The following is a 16,879-nucleotide window of genomic DNA, read 5'->3' as shown; positions in this document are numbered from 1 at the left end:
AATGTTCCCTGTTAAAAGGAGGAACACAATGGAATACGTAATTGAGATGAATAACATTACGAAAGTATTCCCAGGCATTGTAGCGAATGATGATATTACGCTGCAAGTAAAGCAGGGTGAGATACATGCTTTACTTGGAGAAAATGGTGCAGGGAAATCCACATTGATGAATGTACTATTTGGTTTGTACCAACCAGAACAAGGTGAAATTAAAATTAAAGGAAAGTCTGTAAACATTACCAATCCGAATGTGGCAAATGACCTTGGTATTGGAATGGTTCATCAGCACTTTATGCTTGTTCATAATTTTACAGTTACAGAAAATATTATTCTCGGAAATGAACCGAAGAAAAAAGGGAAAATTGCTGTTGAGGAAGCTGCTAAAGAAATTCAAAAACTGTCTGAACAATACGGTTTAGCTGTAGATCCATATGCGAAAATACAGGATATTTCAGTTGGTATGCAACAGCGTGTTGAGATATTAAAAACTCTTTACCGCGGTGCAGAAATTTTAATATTTGATGAACCGACAGCTGTGTTAACACCGCAAGAAATTCATGAGCTAATTCAAATTATGAAAAAGCTTGTGCAAGAAGGAAAATCTATTGTTCTTATTACACATAAGTTGAAAGAAATTATGGAAGTTTGCGATCGTTGTACGATTATTCGTAAAGGAAAAGGAATTGGAACGGTTGACGTTGCAAATACGGATGAAAATAAACTTGCAGAATTAATGGTCGGACGTCAAGTGAATTTTAAAACAGAAAAAATAGACGCGAAACCAAAAGAAGAGGTACTTTCAATTGCAAACCTTGTTGTTCACGATGCACGTCAACTACCTGCTGTAAAAGGCCTTGACTTAACTGTTCGTGCGGGGGAAATTGTTGGGATTGCAGGGATTGATGGAAACGGACAAAGTGAATTAATAGAAGCAATTACTGGTTTACGAAAAGTTGAGTCAGGTTCTATTGCAATTAAAGGGAAAGAAATAACAAATTGGCCTGTTAGAAGAATAACAGAAGAAGGAATTGGTCATATTCCAGAAGATCGTCATAAACACGGACTCGTCCTTGATTTTTCTGTTAGAGATAATATAGTTCTGCAAACGTACTATAAGAATCCGTTTTCAAAGAAAGGGATTTTAAATTTCAGCAAAATTACAGAAAAAGCAAAGGCTCTTATTGAACAGTTTGATGTACGTACACCTAGTGAGCAAACGTTAGCACGCGCTCTATCTGGGGGAAATCAACAAAAAGCAATTATTGCACGTGAAGTAGACCGTGATCCGGATTTATTAATCGCAGCACAGCCAACACGTGGTTTAGATGTAGGAGCAATTGAATTTATTCATAAGAGATTAATAGAGCAAAGGGATAAAGGGAAAGGTGTATTACTTTTATCACTAGAGTTAGATGAAATCTTAAATGTTAGCGATCGAATTGCTGTTATTTATGAAGGGAAAATTGTAGCAATAGTTGATGCGAAAGAAACGAATGAACAACAGCTTGGATTGTTAATGGCTGGAGGAACAAAGAAGGAGCAGGTGGGTACAAATGGCTAAAAAACTTTTAACAGAACGAACGATAAATATTTTAGTCCCAGTACTATCCGTTATTTTTGGCTTACTTGTCGGAGCGATTGTAATGCTAGTTAGTGGTTATGATCCAATTGTGGGTTATAGTGCACTTTGGACAGGGATGTTCGGCAGCGCAAGTGCGATTGGTGAAACGCTTCGTACAATGATACCGCTTATTCTTGCTGGTTTATCAGTGGCGTTTGCATTTCGTACAGGTTTATTTAATATCGGGGTAGAGGGTCAATTGCTAGTTGGTTGGCTTGCAGCGGTTTGGTTCGGTTATGCAGTTTCACTACCAGCTTTCCTTCATATTCCATTATCTATTTTATTCGCAGCATTGGTAGGAGGAATTTGGGGCTTCATTCCTGGATATTTAAAAGGAAAGTTTCAAGTTAATGAGGTTATTGTAACAATTATGATGAACTATATCGCATTATATGTAACATATGACATCATTAAGCGCTTTTTACATGAAGGTAATGATAAAACGTATGACATTAAAGAGAGTGCATCACTATCTTCAGACTGGCTTGCTTCTATTACTGATGGTTCGCGTCTTCACTGGGGAATTATTGTAGCAATATTAATTGCTATTTTAATGTGGTTCTTATTAGATCGAACAACTTTAGGCTACGAATTAAAGTCGGTAGGATTTAATCAGCATGCTTCTCAATATGCAGGTATGAAAGTTTCTCGTAATGTAGTATTCTCCATGACAATTGCTGGTGCATTTGCGGGGATTGGTGGAGCGATGGAAGGATTAGGAACATTCCAGAGTATGACAGCGATGTCTTCGTTTACAGGAGTAGGATTTGATGGGATTGCTGTAGCATTACTTGGAGGGAATAATCCGTTTGGGATAATCCTTTCAGCTTTATTATTTGGTGGTTTGAAAAGTGCTTCCCCTCAAATGAACTTTGAGGCAGATGTACCATCAGAGCTTATTAATGTAATTATTGCATGTATCATCTTCTTTGTTGCATGTAGTTATGTGTTAAGATGGGCGCTTACACGCATGAGCAAGGAGGGGAAATAAATGAGCTTTTTAGATATATTAGCCATTCTTGTGACGGGTACGTTATATACATCGGCACCTATCATTTTCACAGCACTAGGTGGTGTATTTAGTGAACGATCGGGTGTTGTAAATATCGGATTAGAAGGACTAATGCTATTTGGTGCATTTATTGGAGTTGTTACAAACTTATTAATGGGTGATACTTGGGGAACGATGACTCCGTGGATTGCGTTATTATTTGCGGCAATTGGTAGTGGATTATTTGCATTACTTCATGCGGTAGCTTCTATTACATTCCGAGCAGATCAAGTTGTAAGTGGTGTAGCAATTAACTTCTTATCTCTTGGTTTAACGGTATTTGCAATTAAGAAGATTTTTGATAAAGGGCAGACTGACTTTATTCAGTATCGTATTGAAAAGATTGATATTCCAGGCCTTTCGGATATTCCGGTTTTAGGGAAAATATTTTTCTCGAACGTACCAATAACGTCGTATATTGCCATTATTTTAGCATTCGTTGTTTGGTATGTTATTTATAAAACACCGTTCGGTCTTCGTCTACGTGCTGTTGGTGAACACCCAATGGCAGCGGATACGATGGGGATTAACGTATATAAAATGCGCTATATTGGAGTCTGTATTTCAGGAGTGTTTGCTGGAATTGGTGGAGCGATTTTTGCAATGTCAATTTCTAATAACTTCTCAGGGGCAACTATTACAGGACAAGGTTTCTTAGCTTTAGCTGCTATGATTTTTGGAAAGTGGAATCCACTAGGCGCACTAGGTGCAGCTCTATTCTTTGGTTTTGCACAATCTCTTAGTGTAACGGGCGGAACAATTCCTGTATTAGATCAAATTCCAAGTGTTTTATTAACGATATTACCATATGTATTCACAATATTAGCGCTTGTTGGTTTTGTGGGTCGTTCTGAAGCTCCGAAAGCATTAGGAACTCCTTATGAAAAAGGAAAACGATAAGTATTTTATAAGTATAAAAAAGCTCGCACATTAGTGTGGGCTTTTTTACATAGAATATATTTAATACGGAATTTTACTATGTTCCTTACATATTAAAGTTTTTAGAAAGAATCATATGTAAGCATAATAAGGGAGAAAAGTTGATTTTTTATTTCTAAAAACTGTATATTGAAGAGGAATATTCCTATATACGTAAAGGAGGGCTATAAATGAAACTAATGGAACAACAACTACATGAGTTAGGTGGTTTGCGCGTACATATTATTCCGACTGATAAATATAAAACGAATACCTTTGTATTTCGTTTTAAAGCGCCTTTAAATGAGGAGACGGTGACAGAGCGTGCCCTATTGCCATACGTATTGCAAAGTGCGACAGAAAAATTACCTTCTGTAATTCGTCTTCGTCAATATTTAGAAGAATTATACGGGTCTTCTTTAGCAGTAGATGTAAGTAAAAAAGGGGAAGACCATATTATCTCCATTTATGTAGACATTGCAAATGAAGTATATTTACATGATGCACCACCGTTATTTGAAAAAGCGCTTTCTATGTTGTCGGATATTGTGTTACATCCAGCGACGGAGGGGAACGGTTTCCTACCTTCTATCGTAGAAAGTGAAAAAAGAGCACTGTTACAGAGAATTGAAGCTACTTATGACGATAAAATGCGTTATGCAAACGAGCGTTTAATTGAAGAAATGTGCAAAGTAGAACCGTATCGTTTAAGTGCAAATGGAAAAAAAGAGAGTGTTGCTTCTATTACAAATGAAAGTCTGTATCAATATTATCAAAAGGTGTTAGCGGAAGATGAGATGGATCTATATATTATTGGTGATATTTCAGAAAACGCCGTTGATCTTGTAAGTAAGTATTTTTCTATTTCAGCTCGTCCAGTGAGAGAAAGAAATGTACTCCTTCATAGACGAAATAATGAAGAAAAAGAAGTTGTTGAAAAACAAGAATTAAAACAAAGTAAATTACACATCGGTTATCGTACATTTGTCACATATAAAGATGAAGATTATTTTGCATTGCAATTGTTCAATGGATTGTTTGGTGGTTTTTCTCATTCGAAGTTATTCGTAAATGTGCGTGAAAAAAATAGTTTAGCGTACTATGCAGCATCGCGCTTTGAAAGTCATAAAGGTTTATTATTTGTTATGTCAGGAATTGAAGCGAAAAATTATGAAAAAGCAGTTGAGATTATTAAAGAACAAATGCTTGCGATGCAAAACGGAGAGTTTTCTGAAGAAGAAATACATCAAACAAAAAGTGTCATCCAAAATCAAATATTAGAGGCGATTGATACACCGCGTGGATTTGTAGAAATGCTATATCATGGTATTATTTCAGATCGTACACGTCCAGTTAAAGAATGGCTTACAGGTATAGAAAGTGTTACAAAAGAAGAAATTGTAAAAGTTGCTAAAAATATTGAACTAGATACAATTTACTTTTTACAAGGAACGGAGGGAGAGTAAATGGAGAAAATTATTTATGAGCAATTAAAAGAAACACTCTATTATGAAAAACTTCCTAATGGATTAGATGTATATGTTTTACCGAAACAAGGATTTAATAAAACATTTGCGACGTTTACAACGAAATATGGTTCAGTAGATAATACATTTGTACCATTAGGGAAAGAAGAAATGATTCGTGTACCTGATGGGATTGCACATTTTCTTGAGCATAAATTATTTGAAAAAGAAGATCACGATGCTTTCCAATTGTTTAGTAAACAAGGAGCATCGGCAAATGCTTTTACATCCTTCACACGAACAGCTTACCTTTTTTCATGTACTTCAAACGTAGAACAAAATTTAAATACATTACTAAACTTTGTGCAAGAGCCTTATTTCTCTGAAAAAACAGTTGAAAAAGAGAAGGGGATTATTGGGCAAGAAATTCAAATGTATCAAGATAACCCAGATTGGCGTTTGTACTTTGGGTTAATTGATAGCTTGTTTGTAAAACACCCAATTAAAATTGATATTGCAGGGACAATCGAATCTATTAGTAAAATTACGAAAGATTTATTATATGAATGTTATGAAACATTTTATCATCCGAGCAATATGTTATTATTTGTTGTGGGTGCAATTGATCCAGAGAAAACAATGGATTTAGTACGTGAAAATCAAGCAAAAAAAGATTATAAAAACCAGCCAGAAATTGTGCGTTCATTTGAAGAGGAACCAAATGAGGTAAATGAAAAGAAAAAAATTATTTCAATGCCTGTGCAAACACCGAAATGTTTAGTTGGTATTAAAGCGACTAATTTAAAAGAAAAAGGGCAAGCGCTTTTAAAACAAGAAATTGCGCTTACGTTACTTTTAGATTATTTATTTGGAAAAAGTTCTGTTCATTACGAAGCTTTATATAATGAAGGGCTTATTGATGATTCATTCTCGTATGACTATACAGAAGAAAATAACTTCGGTTTTGCAATGGTTGGCGGTGATACGAAACAACCTGATGAATTGGCAGATCGTTTAAAAGATATTTTATTAAAAACAGATTATGATCAATTAGATGCGGCGGCATTAGAACGAGTGAAGAAAAAGAAAATTGGTGGTTTTTTACGCTCGTTGAATTCACCAGAATATATTGCAAATCAATTTACACGATATGCGTTTAATGAATCTAGTCTATTTGATGCATTGACTGTATTAGAAGGGCTAACCGTTCAAGACTTACAAGAAGTAGCAAAATTATTGTTATCAGAAGAAAAAATGAGTGTTTGTCAGGTGTTACCGAAAAAATAACATTTTAAAGATACCCTCATCTTATCATTGAAAAATTGTAAGATGAGGGTATTATTTAGTTGTGTGAAAAGTGAACTTGTAGAGATAAGAGAGGGAATTTATGAAAAAGTATGCGTTAGTAACTGGAGGGAGCGGAGGGATTGGCTCTGCTATTTCGAAACAATTAATTCAAGATGGATATACAGTTTATGTTCATTACAATAACAGTGAAGGAAAGGTATTGGAATTGCAGAAAGCATGGGGGGAAGTTATCCCTGTGCAAGCGAATTTGGCTTCTAGTGATGGAGCAGAGCAATTGTGGAGACAAATTGAACATCCTATTGATGTTATTGTATATGCAGCTGGGAAGAGTATTTTTGGACTAGTAACAGATGTAACAAACGATGAATTGGATTATATGGTAGAACTTCAAGTGAAGAACGTATATAAATTACTTTCAATGGCACTTCCGCCTATGATTGGGAGGAGAAGTGGTAATATTGTAATTGTTTCATCTATATGGGGACAAATAGGGGCTTCTTGTGAAGTGCTTTATTCAATGGTAAAAGGGGCGCAAAATTCATATGTGAAAGCTTTGGCGAAAGAAGTGTCTTTAAGTGGATTACGTGTGAATGCGGTAGCACCAGGAGCAATTGAAACGGAAATGTTAAGTGTTTTTTCTGAAGAAGATAAAATGGGAATTGCTGAAGATATACCATTAGGTAGAATAGGGTTACCAGAAGAAGTAGCAAAAACAGTTGCATTCCTCGTATCACCAGGAGCATCTTACATAACTGGACAAATCATCGGAGTGAATGGTGGTTGGCACTGCTAAAAATTTCTTACATAAAAAATGAATAGTTGCACAAATTAAGCATGATTTTATTACTCAATAGTGAGGTGCTTAATTATGTCAGTATTAGATAATTTTGATCAGTGGAAGAGCTTTTTAGGAGATCGTTTAGAGCAAGCGCAAGGAAAAGGTTTAGACGGCGGTGCGGTATCAGATATGGCATTTCGTGTTGGCGACTACCTTGCTAATGAAGTAGAAGGACGCAATGACCAAGAGAAATTATTAGCTGAGCTTTGGAAAGTTGCTGATGAACAGGAGCAACATACCATTGCAAACTTAATGGTTAAGTTTGTACAACATAAGTAAAAGTAGAGAGGAGATTCTCCTCTCTACTTTTTTTGTATAATAATTACACAGGATAGATTATACATTTAGCTTCCCTATTAAGGTGAAATCATATAATATAGTACGTAGGTGTAAAGTAAGCAAGGGGAGTGATCTTGGATGATTGAATGGTATTTTGAATATGAAATACATAAAAACCGACCTGGCTTGCTTGGTGACGTTTCTTCGTTAATCGGTATGCTCGGCATTAATATTGTCACAATTAATGGTGTAGATAATGCACGACGTGGGTTACTTCTTATGTGTGATAATCAAGAGCAAATCTCTAGACTTGAATCAATTTTAAATACGATGGATAACATAACGGTAACGAAATATCGTCCGCCCAAGCTAAGAGATAAGCTAGCGGTTAGGCATGGTAGGTACATACAACGAGATGCAGATGATAAGAAAACATTTCGATTTGTGCGTGATGAATTAGGCTTACTTGTAGACTTTATGGCAGAAATTATGAAAAAAGAAGGCCATAAACTAATTGGGATACGCGGAATGCCTCGTGTCGGAAAAACAGAATCCATTGTTGCTGCAAGTGTTTGTGCAAATAAAAGGTGGTTATTTGTATCATCTACTCTTATTAAGCAAACTGTTCGCAGTCAATTAATTGAAGATGAGTATAGCGATGACAATATTTTCATCCTAGATGGAATTGTGTCAACGAAGCGTGCTAACGAAAGACATTGGCAGCTCGTTCGTGAAATTATGAGATTGCCTGCAACGAAAGTTGTGGAACATCCTGATGTATTTGTGAGTCAGTCAGAATACACATTGGATGATTTTGATTATATTATCGAGTTGCGTAACGATTATGATGAAGAAATTCAATATAATTTAGTAGATGAAATTGAGCAAGGTACGCAAAATAATTTCTCTATGTTTGACTTTTAAAGAAATATTGAGGTGTTAGTAGTGACGGAATTGGGACAAAAGCTGAAAGAAGCAAGAGAAGCGAAAGACTTGACTATTGATCAGCTGCATGAGATTACAAAAATTCAAAAACGCCACTTAGTGGCAATTGAAGAAGGCAATTATGATGTATTGCCAGGAGCTTTTTATGCGCGTGCATTCATTAAACAATACGCAGATGCGGTTGGATTAAATGGAGAGGAACTGCTTGTAGAACATCAGAGTACGATACCACAATCTGAGAAGCGTGAAGTTCCACAAGTATCAACGGGACAAAAAACACAAGAAACAATGCAAAAATCTTCATCATGGCCAATTGCAGATCACATGCCGAAAATCTTAGTTGCGTTGTTAGTAATCGCAGTTGGAGTGGTAATCTGGTTTGTGTTTCAAGCGTTAACTGGAAAAGATGATGAAAAAGTTCCGAGTGCTCAAAGTGAGAAAATTGAAGTTCAAAAAGCAAAAGATTCTCCGTTAGATACGAAGAAAGATGAAGCGAAAGCGGAAGAACCAAAAAAAGAGGAACCAAAAAAAGAGGAACCAAAGAAAGAAGAACCAAAGAAAGAAGAGCAACCAGCACCACCAACGGGACAGCAAGAAGTGAAAGTAGTTGGAACAACTGGTAAGGTATCTACTTTGGAAATTCATAATAATAAAACGTTAGAATTGGAAATCATAGCGAAGGGTACAAGCTATGTAGATGTTAAAGATGATGCGGGTAACGAAATTTTAAACACTACAGTACAAGGTGGTCAAACAGAAAAACGTGATGTATCAACATTAAAAGAAGTACGACTTAATATTGGAAATGCAACGAATGTTGAAGTTAAACTGAATGGCCAAGTGGTTGCTTTCCCATTGGACCCAGAAAAAGAACTTCACCAAAGATTGGTGATAAAAAACCAAGGGATAGGGCAACCTGCACAATAACAGTCATCGCTTCGATGACTTTTTTCAATGAACAAATGTTTTTGATATGATGGAGGAATAGCTGTGAATTTACCAAATAAAATTACAATATCTAGAATCTTCTTAATTCCAATTTTCATGGTAATTATGTTAGCGCCCTTTAATTGGGGTTCATACACAATTGGTGATGTTGATTTACCAATTCAACATTTAGTGGGGGCACTTATCTTTATCGTTGCTTCAGCTACAGATTGGATTGATGGACATTACGCAAGGAAGTATAATCTTGTAACGAACTTAGGAAAGTTTCTTGATCCGTTAGCTGATAAATTACTGGTTTCAGCAGCACTTATTACATTGGTAGAGATGCGATATGTACCGGCTTGGATTGTTATTGTAATTATCAGTCGTGAGTTTGCTGTAACAGGTTTACGTCTTGTACTTGCTGGAACAGGGGAAGTAGTTGCGGCAAATCAGCTAGGGAAAATTAAGACATGGACACAAATTATTGCGATTGCAGCATATTTATTACACGATGTACCTTTAAATTTAATCCATATTCCAGTTGCGGATATCTTCATATGGATTGCATTAATCTTTACTGTTATTTCAGGATGGGATTATTTCTGGAAAAATAGAGCTGCTTTTGTAAACTCAAAATAGAAGTTTATGGGGGAATTGGGATGAATGCTGAGATTATTGCGGTTGGAACTGAATTATTACTTGGACAAATTGCAAATACAAATGCCCAGTTTTTATCTGAAAAGTTGGCTTCAATTGGAATTAACGTGTACTATCATACTGTTGTTGGTGATAATAATAAGCGACTGCAAAAGGCGATTGAAGCTGCGGAAGAACGTGCTGATATCCTTATTTTTACAGGTGGATTAGGACCGACAAAAGATGATTTAACGAAAGAAACGATAGCGACTAGTTTAGATGAAAAGCTTGTGTATGATGAAAAGGCATTAGACTTAATAAGTAATTACTTTAAGCGTACAGGCCGTGAATTTACGGAGAATAATAAAAAGCAAGCGCTCGTTTTAAATGGAGCAACAGTATTTGCAAATGACCACGGTATGGCGCCGGGTATGGGGGTAAATAAGAACGGAAAAGTTTATATTTTATTACCAGGGCCGCCAAAAGAAATGAAACCAATGTATGTAAGTTACGTAGAGCCTTTTTTACGTAATTTTACAACAGGAGAAAACATTTATTCACGTGTGCTTCGTTTCTTCGGTATTGGGGAGTCCCAATTAGAGGTGAAAGTTCAAGATTTAATTGATGGACAAACAAACCCAACAATTGCCCCGCTAGCAAATGATGGAGAAGTGACATTACGTTTAACCGCTAAGCATCAAAATGTTAGCGAAGCGGAGAAACTAATTCAACATGTGGAAGATTTGATTTTAGAAAGAGTAGGAGAATTTTTCTACGGATATGACCAAGAATTTTTGCATTATAAGGCAATCGAGTTATTGAAGAGAAAAGGGTTAACTTTAGCATGTGCAGAAAGTTTAACAGGTGGTCTTTTTGGAAATCAAGTAACTGAAAATGCTGGTGTTTCTTCTGTATTTAAGGGCGGTGTCATTTGTTATCATAATGATGTGAAGCAACATGTTTTACGTGTGCCTGAAGAAGTGTTGCATACTGATGGTGCAGTTAGTAAGGAATGTGCTCGTTATCTTGCTGAAAATGTTAAGGATTTATTAAAAGCGGATATCGGAATTAGTTTCACTGGGGTAGCAGGGCCAGATGCTTCAGAACAGAAAGAGCCAGGAACAGTATTTGTTGGATTAGCGATTAAAGGTGAACAAACTGCAGTCTTTCCTCTTAATTTAAGTGGAAGTCGTCAACAAATTAGAGAACGATCAGCAAAATATGGATTTTATCATTTATATAAAAAGCTAGAAGAGATATAAGTTTCTTCTAGCTTTTTTTATAGTTAAATTCCGTATTTGTGTGATGGAAAATAAAAAAATCGAATAAATGTTCGATTTTTGTTGGCAAATTGAATTGAAAATAGGTATAATAAGATTAGCAATTCAGTTAAGGAGGAATTTTGAATGAGTGATCGTCAAGCGGCATTAGATATGGCGTTAAAACAAATAGAGAAGCAATTCGGTAAAGGTTCAATTATGAAATTAGGAGAACAAGCGGAACGTAGAATTTCTACAATTTCAAGTGGTTCTTTAGCACTTGATGTGGCGCTAGGGGTAGGCGGATACCCACGTGGCCGTATTATCGAAATTTACGGACCTGAAAGTTCAGGTAAAACGACAGTTTCATTACATGCAATTGCAGAAGTACAACGTCAAGGTGGACAAGCAGCATTCATCGATGCGGAGCACGCAATGGATCCTGTATATGCACAAAAATTAGGCGTTAACATAGATGAATTACTATTATCACAGCCTGATACAGGGGAGCAAGGATTAGAAATCGCAGAAGCACTTGTACGAAGTGGTGCGGTTGACATTATCGTAATTGACTCTGTAGCAGCTCTTGTACCGAAAGCAGAGATTGAAGGAGACATGGGTGACTCACACGTAGGTTTACAAGCACGTTTAATGTCACAAGCACTTCGTAAGCTTTCAGGAGCAATTAACAAATCAAAAACAATTGCAATCTTTATTAACCAAATTCGTGAAAAAGTTGGGGTTATGTTCGGAAACCCAGAAACAACTCCAGGTGGTCGTGCGTTGAAATTCTATTCAACTGTCCGTCTTGAAGTGCGTCGTGCGGAGCAATTAAAGCAAGGTAACGACATCGTTGGTAATAAAACAAAAGTAAAAGTAGTGAAAAATAAAGTAGCGCCACCATTCCGTGTTGCTGAAGTTGATATTATGTACGGAGAAGGTATTTCAAGAGAAGGTGAAATCTTGGATATGGCTTCTGAGCTTGATATCGTTCAAAAGAGCGGTGCTTGGTATTCTTATAATGAAGAACGTTTAGGACAAGGTCGTGAAAATTCGAAGCAATTCTTAAAAGAGAATACGGACTTAAGAGAGGAAATTGCCTTCTTTGTTCGTGATCATCACGGAATTGGTGAAGATTCTGGTGTGGAAGACACGGAAGATTCAACTCTTCAAGATTAAAAAATAAAAGACACGGGTCCCGTGTCTTTTATTTTTTTACCTTCTATTAAAGGGGTATCTATCGTAGTGGTTAAAATATTTTTTTGACTCAAATGGGATGTGTAAAGAGGAATATTCATATGTTTTAAGGGAATAAAATGGTATTTACTAAGGTTTTCCAGGATAATAAGCTATCAATTTTTCAAATTCAGATAACATTCAGGACTGAAGGTAAAGAAAGTAAAAGTAGACAACGCTTGACAATGAAAATTACGATAGATACAATGAGAATGTATATTTTTTCTTATATACGATATACTCTTCTCAAGAAGAGAAGTAATATTCGGAGTAAGGTTTAAAACTTACCGAAATAATAATATGACATTTTAATTGTGAAATGAAGAAAGTCCCTTAAAAAAGCGGGACGACGGTCTTTGCTGTATGTTGTAATTTAATGTACATGCCGACAGTCTTTTTTCATTCATAGCAAGGGGAGGTGAAATCATGAGTAGTACAGTTTGGATACTCATCTCCATTTTGCTTGCAACAACAGTCGGTGCAGTTGTTGGCTTTTTTGTTCGAAAGTCTATTGCTGAAGCGAAGATTAATGGTGCGGCTAATGAAGCGAAACGTATTCTAGACGAAGCGAATCGTGAGGCTGAAGCACTTAAGAAAGAAGCGCTTTTAGAAGCAAAGGATGAAATTCATACACTTCGTACAGAAGCTGAATTAGAAATTCGTGACCGTAGAAGCGAATTACAAAAACAAGAAAATCGTTTAATGCAAAAAGAAGAGAACCTTGATCGTAAAGACGAAACGCTCGATAAACGCGAGCAGCAGTTAGAGAAGAAAGAGGATTCTCTTGTAGCGAGACAACAACAGATTGAAGAGTTGGAAAGCAAAGTGGGAGAGTTAGTTCAAAAGCAACAAACAGAATTAGAGCGCATTTCCAATCTGACACGCGAACAAGCGAAAGCAATTATTCTTGGTAAAGTAGAAAATGAAGTTTCTCATGAAATCGCTGTTATGGTAAAAGAAAGTGAAGTTCGCGCGAAAGAAGAAGCGGATAAGAAAGCAAAAGAGATTTTATCTCTTGCAATGCAAAGATGTGCAGCTGATCATGTTGCTGAAACAACCGTTTCGGTTGTAAATCTTCCAAATGACGAAATGAAGGGACGTATTATCGGGCGTGAAGGTCGTAATATTCGTACGTTAGAAACGTTAACGGGTATTGACTTAATTATCGATGATACACCAGAGGCGGTAATCCTTTCTGGATTCGATCCAATTCGTCGTGAAACAGCTCGTATCGCTCTTGATAAACTAGTACAGGACGGACGTATTCACCCAGCGCGTATTGAAGAGATGGTCGAAAAATCAAGACGTGAAGTGGACGAGTATATTCGCGAAGTCGGAGAGCAAACAACGTTTGAAGTGGGTGTTCATGGATTACACCCAGATTTAATTAAAATTTTAGGTCGTTTAAAATACCGTACAAGTTATGGACAAAACGTCTTAAAACACTCTATGGAAGTTGCATATTTAACTGGACTTATGGCAGCAGAGCTTGGCGAGGATGAAAAACTAGCAAGACGTGCTGGTCTATTACATGATATCGGAAAAGCGATTGACCATGAAGTAGAAGGTAGCCACGTTGAAATTGGTGTTGAACTCGCAACGAAATATAAAGAGCATCCTGTAGTTATAAACAGTATCGCATCTCACCATGGTGACACAGAACCAACTTCTATCATTGCAGTTTTAGTTGCAGCAGCAGATGCTTTATCAGCTGCAAGACCGGGAGCTCGTAGTGAAACGCTTGAAAACTACATTCGTCGTCTTGAAAAGTTAGAAGAGATTTCAGAGTCTTATGAAGGCGTTGAAAAATCATTTGCAATTCAAGCAGGACGTGAAGTTCGTATTTTGGTAAAACCAGATACAATCGATGATTTAGAAGCTCATCGTTTAGCTCGTGATATCCGAAAACGTATTGAAAATGAACTGGATTACCCAGGACATATTAAAGTAACTGTTATTCGTGAAACACGTGCAGTGGAATACGCAAAATAAAGTGGTGAAACACCACTTTATTTTTTTGTGTTGGAATTGGATAAAATAAAGACAGTTAGTTATATAGCGTAAAAGTGAAACAAACTTATAATAAACATATTATAAGGAATTTCCTTAATGCTATAGCAATAAAAAATGCAGTACATAGAAAGGGTAAGACATATGAGAATATTATTTGTTGGGGATGTAGTAGGATCTCCTGGTAGAGGTATGATTCAACAATACGTACCGGCATTAAAGAAAAAATATACACCTACAGTAACAATCATTAATGGAGAAAACGCAGCAGGTGGCCGTGGGATTACAGAAAAAATATATCGAAACTTTTTAGAGTGTGGGGCGCAAGCAGTTACACTTGGAAACCATGCTTGGGATAATCGTGAAGTATTTGAATTCATAGATGATGCAAAATATCTTGCAAGACCAGCTAACTTCCCAGAAGGAACTCCAGGAAAAGGACTTATCTTTGTGAACTGTAATGGAACAGAAGTTGCAGTTATTAACTTACAAGGACGTACTTTCCTTCCTCCGATTGATTGTCCATTCCGTAAAGTGGATGAATTAATTAATATTGCGAAAAAACGTACGAATATTATCTTTGTTGATTTCCATGCGGAGACTACAAGTGAAAAACAAGCGCTAGGTTGGTATGTAGATGGACGTGCTACAGCAGTAGTAGGTACGCATACGCATGTTCCTACAGCGGATAACCGTATTTTACCAAGCGGAACGGCATATATTACAGATGTTGGGATGACAGGGCCATATGATGGAATATTAGGTATGGACCGAGAAGCGGTATTGAAGAAGTTTTTAACGAACTTACCGGTACGATTTGAAGTAACAAGTGGTAGAACGCAATTAAGTGCAGTGTTAATTGATGTGGATCCAAATACAGGAAAAGCAAAGAAAATTGAGCGCATTTTAATTAATGACGATCAACCATTTTTTGAGTAAATTTCCGTTAAATTTTAGATAAGTTATTATATTTTAATTTTTTAGAAAAATTACGGAAATTTAGCAGGAATACGCGCCATTCCTCGTGAATATAAGTTAAAGTGAAATAATTGCTAATACTTTTTAAAGAAACGAGGAGGAAACGCGGAATGGAAATATTAAAAGTTAAAGCAACGTCGGTCCCTAATTCTGTAGCTGGTGCACTTGCAGGTGTTATTCGCGAACGCGGAACAGCAGAAATTCAAGCTATTGGTGCAGGTGCATTGAACCAAGCGGTAAAGGCAGTAGCAATCGCAAGAGGATTTGTAGCGCCTAGTGGTTTGGACCTGATTTGTATCCCAGCGTTTACAGATATTATGATTGATGGCGAAGAGCGTACAGCAATAAAATTAATTGTAGAACCTCGTTAAGTTTTAAACAACCTGTTTGCAGTATGCAAACAGGTTGTTTTTATAATGGAGGACTGAAAATGAAAATTTTTGATGCTCATTGTGACGTGCTTCTTCAGTTATGGAGTGCACAAGGGAAAAGGAATTTTAACGATGATTCACAATTACATATTACATTTGAACAGTTAAAGAGAAGAAAAGGAAGTATACAATGTTTTGCTATATATGTACCAGAAACAGTGGCATATGAAAACCGATTTGAAGCAGCATTACAAATGGTAGATATTTTTTATAATGAAATTTTATCCCTACCAGGTGTAAAGTTTATTCAGACAAAAGATGATATTAACATGTTAAAACAGGACGAGGTTGGAGCGATATTAACACTAGAAGGATGCGAAGCAATTGGAAAAGAAGCAATGAAATTACGGTTGTTGTATCGCCTAGGAGTACGTTCTTTTGGACTAACATGGAATTATGCCAATCTCTTAGCTGATGGTGCGCTAGAGACACGTGGGGCGGGTTTAACGAATTTTGGTAAACAGGTTGTACAAGAACTGAATGCGCTACATGTATGGACTGATGTGTCTCATCTAAATGAAAGAAGTTTTTGGGATGTTATAGAGATTGCAAAAAATCCTATTGCTTCCCACTCAAATTGTATGAAACTTTGCGAGCACCCACGTAATTTAAACGATGAACAACTTAAAGCTCTTATAAAGAAAAATGGCATGATCGGTGTCACTTTTGTACCGCAGTTTCTAACAAGTGAAAGGCAAGCAAATATAACTGATATCATAAAACATATCGAATATATTTGCTCGCTAGGTGGAGAAAACAATATAGGGTTTGGTTCAGATTTTGATGGGATTGTAGATACGGTTGTCAATGTATCTGCCTATGGAGATTATGAAAATGTCATGAATGAGCTTTATAAATACTATGCTGCATCTACTGTAGAAAGATTTTTATATGATAATTTTGTTGAACATATGAGTTTTTAAGTTTGCGGTTTAAAATTCAGAAAAATTAAAATTAATTCATTTGATTTTAT

The 16,879-nt window shown here is 36.4% G+C and carries 16 protein-coding genes; all 16 read left to right on the top strand.

Annotated elements, in window-relative coordinates; all coding sequences use genetic code 11:
- The first annotated feature begins 28 nt into the window (after positions 1-28).
- Positions 29-1,561 carry an ABC transporter ATP-binding protein gene (locus tag OXT04_RS06110; protein WP_000456925.1) on the top strand — a complete coding sequence of 511 codons (1,533 nt, stop codon included), beginning with the start codon at positions 29-31 and terminating at the stop codon, positions 1,559-1,561.
- Entirely contained in the window at positions 1,554-2,612 is a 1,059-nt protein-coding gene (locus OXT04_RS06105) for an ABC transporter permease (RefSeq protein WP_001085255.1), read from the top strand. Before OXT04_RS06110 ends, OXT04_RS06105 begins: the two co-directional genes overlap by 8 nt.
- Entirely contained in the window at positions 2,613-3,572 is a 960-nt protein-coding gene (locus OXT04_RS06100; protein ID WP_000008857.1) for an ABC transporter permease, read from the top strand. It begins immediately after the preceding gene.
- Between the two features lie 209 nt (positions 3,573-3,781).
- The gene (gene yfmF / locus OXT04_RS06095) at positions 3,782-5,056 is read left to right on the top strand and encodes an EF-P 5-aminopentanol modification-associated protein YfmF (RefSeq protein ID WP_086388052.1); all 1,275 of its coding nucleotides are present in this window, start codon (positions 3,782-3,784) and stop codon (positions 5,054-5,056) included.
- The gene (gene yfmH / locus OXT04_RS06090; protein WP_000411277.1) at positions 5,057-6,343 is read left to right on the top strand and encodes an EF-P 5-aminopentanol modification-associated protein YfmH; all 1,287 of its coding nucleotides are present in this window, start codon (positions 5,057-5,059) and stop codon (positions 6,341-6,343) included.
- A 100-nt stretch (positions 6,344-6,443) separates the two neighbouring features.
- Complete coding sequence (ymfI, locus tag OXT04_RS06085; protein WP_000759626.1) at positions 6,444-7,157, top strand: elongation factor P 5-aminopentanone reductase; 714 nt, start codon at positions 6,444-6,446, stop codon at positions 7,155-7,157.
- 75 nt (positions 7,158-7,232) lie between these two features.
- Positions 7,233-7,481, top strand: coding sequence for a DUF3243 domain-containing protein (locus OXT04_RS06080; protein ID WP_000114444.1), 249 nt, complete (start codon positions 7,233-7,235; stop codon positions 7,479-7,481).
- 138 nt (positions 7,482-7,619) lie between these two features.
- Complete coding sequence (locus tag OXT04_RS06075; RefSeq protein ID WP_000574107.1) at positions 7,620-8,405, top strand: DUF3388 domain-containing protein; 786 nt, start codon at positions 7,620-7,622, stop codon at positions 8,403-8,405.
- A 21-nt stretch (positions 8,406-8,426) separates the two neighbouring features.
- Complete coding sequence (locus OXT04_RS06070; RefSeq protein ID WP_267413968.1) at positions 8,427-9,353, top strand: helix-turn-helix domain-containing protein; 927 nt, start codon at positions 8,427-8,429, stop codon at positions 9,351-9,353.
- Between the two features lie 63 nt (positions 9,354-9,416).
- Positions 9,417-9,995: a CDP-diacylglycerol--glycerol-3-phosphate 3-phosphatidyltransferase gene (gene pgsA / locus OXT04_RS06065; protein ID WP_001052977.1), complete on the top strand. Its 579-nt coding sequence runs from the start codon at positions 9,417-9,419 to the stop codon at positions 9,993-9,995.
- 20 nt (positions 9,996-10,015) lie between these two features.
- On the top strand, positions 10,016-11,254 hold the full coding sequence (locus OXT04_RS06060) for a competence/damage-inducible protein A (RefSeq protein WP_065229238.1): 1,239 nt from the start codon (positions 10,016-10,018) through the stop codon (positions 11,252-11,254).
- Between the two features lie 144 nt (positions 11,255-11,398).
- A complete protein-coding gene (recA, locus tag OXT04_RS06055; RefSeq protein ID WP_001283854.1) occupies positions 11,399-12,430 on the top strand; it encodes a recombinase RecA in 1,032 nt (343 codons plus the stop codon).
- 483 nt (positions 12,431-12,913) lie between these two features.
- Positions 12,914-14,479: a ribonuclease Y gene (gene rny, locus OXT04_RS06050; protein ID WP_000099769.1), complete on the top strand. Its 1,566-nt coding sequence runs from the start codon at positions 12,914-12,916 to the stop codon at positions 14,477-14,479.
- 162 nt (positions 14,480-14,641) lie between these two features.
- Positions 14,642-15,436 carry a TIGR00282 family metallophosphoesterase gene (locus OXT04_RS06045; RefSeq protein ID WP_001221097.1) on the top strand — a complete coding sequence of 265 codons (795 nt, stop codon included), beginning with the start codon at positions 14,642-14,644 and terminating at the stop codon, positions 15,434-15,436.
- 149 nt (positions 15,437-15,585) lie between these two features.
- Positions 15,586-15,846, top strand: coding sequence for a stage V sporulation protein SpoVS (gene spoVS, locus OXT04_RS06040; RefSeq protein ID WP_000404341.1), 261 nt, complete (start codon positions 15,586-15,588; stop codon positions 15,844-15,846).
- A gap of 59 nt (positions 15,847-15,905) precedes the next feature.
- Complete coding sequence (locus OXT04_RS06035) at positions 15,906-16,829, top strand: dipeptidase (protein WP_000688047.1); 924 nt, start codon at positions 15,906-15,908, stop codon at positions 16,827-16,829.
- Positions 16,830-16,879 lie beyond the last annotated feature (50 nt).

The sequence above is a fragment of the Bacillus sp. GC_Bacil_1 genome, from assembly GCF_026540675.1.
In the GTDB taxonomy this organism is placed as follows: domain Bacteria; phylum Bacillota; class Bacilli; order Bacillales; family Bacillaceae_G; genus Bacillus_A; species Bacillus_A cereus.
The sequence above is the reverse complement of the archived record's forward strand: the minus strand, read 5'-3'. Positions and strand labels throughout refer to the sequence as shown.

Excerpts from the sequence above, each read along its gene's own strand:
- OXT04_RS06110 (WP_000456925.1), top strand. The coding sequence starts at position 29 with ATGGAATACGTAATTGAGATGAATAACATTACGAAAGTATTCCCAGGC.
- OXT04_RS06105 (WP_001085255.1), top strand. The coding sequence starts at position 1,554 with ATGGCTAAAAAACTTTTAACAGAACGAACGATAAATATTTTAGTCCCA.
- OXT04_RS06100 (WP_000008857.1), top strand. The coding sequence starts at position 2,613 with ATGAGCTTTTTAGATATATTAGCCATTCTTGTGACGGGTACGTTATAT.
- yfmF (WP_086388052.1), top strand. The coding sequence starts at position 3,782 with ATGAAACTAATGGAACAACAACTACATGAGTTAGGTGGTTTGCGCGTA.
- yfmH (WP_000411277.1), top strand. The coding sequence starts at position 5,057 with ATGGAGAAAATTATTTATGAGCAATTAAAAGAAACACTCTATTATGAA.
- ymfI (WP_000759626.1), top strand. The coding sequence starts at position 6,444 with ATGAAAAAGTATGCGTTAGTAACTGGAGGGAGCGGAGGGATTGGCTCT.
- OXT04_RS06080 (WP_000114444.1), top strand. The coding sequence starts at position 7,233 with ATGTCAGTATTAGATAATTTTGATCAGTGGAAGAGCTTTTTAGGAGAT.
- OXT04_RS06075 (WP_000574107.1), top strand. The coding sequence starts at position 7,620 with ATGATTGAATGGTATTTTGAATATGAAATACATAAAAACCGACCTGGC.
- OXT04_RS06060 (WP_065229238.1), top strand. The coding sequence starts at position 10,016 with ATGAATGCTGAGATTATTGCGGTTGGAACTGAATTATTACTTGGACAA.
- recA (WP_001283854.1), top strand. The coding sequence starts at position 11,399 with ATGAGTGATCGTCAAGCGGCATTAGATATGGCGTTAAAACAAATAGAG.
- rny (WP_000099769.1), top strand. The coding sequence starts at position 12,914 with ATGAGTAGTACAGTTTGGATACTCATCTCCATTTTGCTTGCAACAACA.
- OXT04_RS06045 (WP_001221097.1), top strand. The coding sequence starts at position 14,642 with ATGAGAATATTATTTGTTGGGGATGTAGTAGGATCTCCTGGTAGAGGT.
- spoVS (WP_000404341.1), top strand. The coding sequence starts at position 15,586 with ATGGAAATATTAAAAGTTAAAGCAACGTCGGTCCCTAATTCTGTAGCT.
- OXT04_RS06035 (WP_000688047.1), top strand. The coding sequence starts at position 15,906 with ATGAAAATTTTTGATGCTCATTGTGACGTGCTTCTTCAGTTATGGAGT.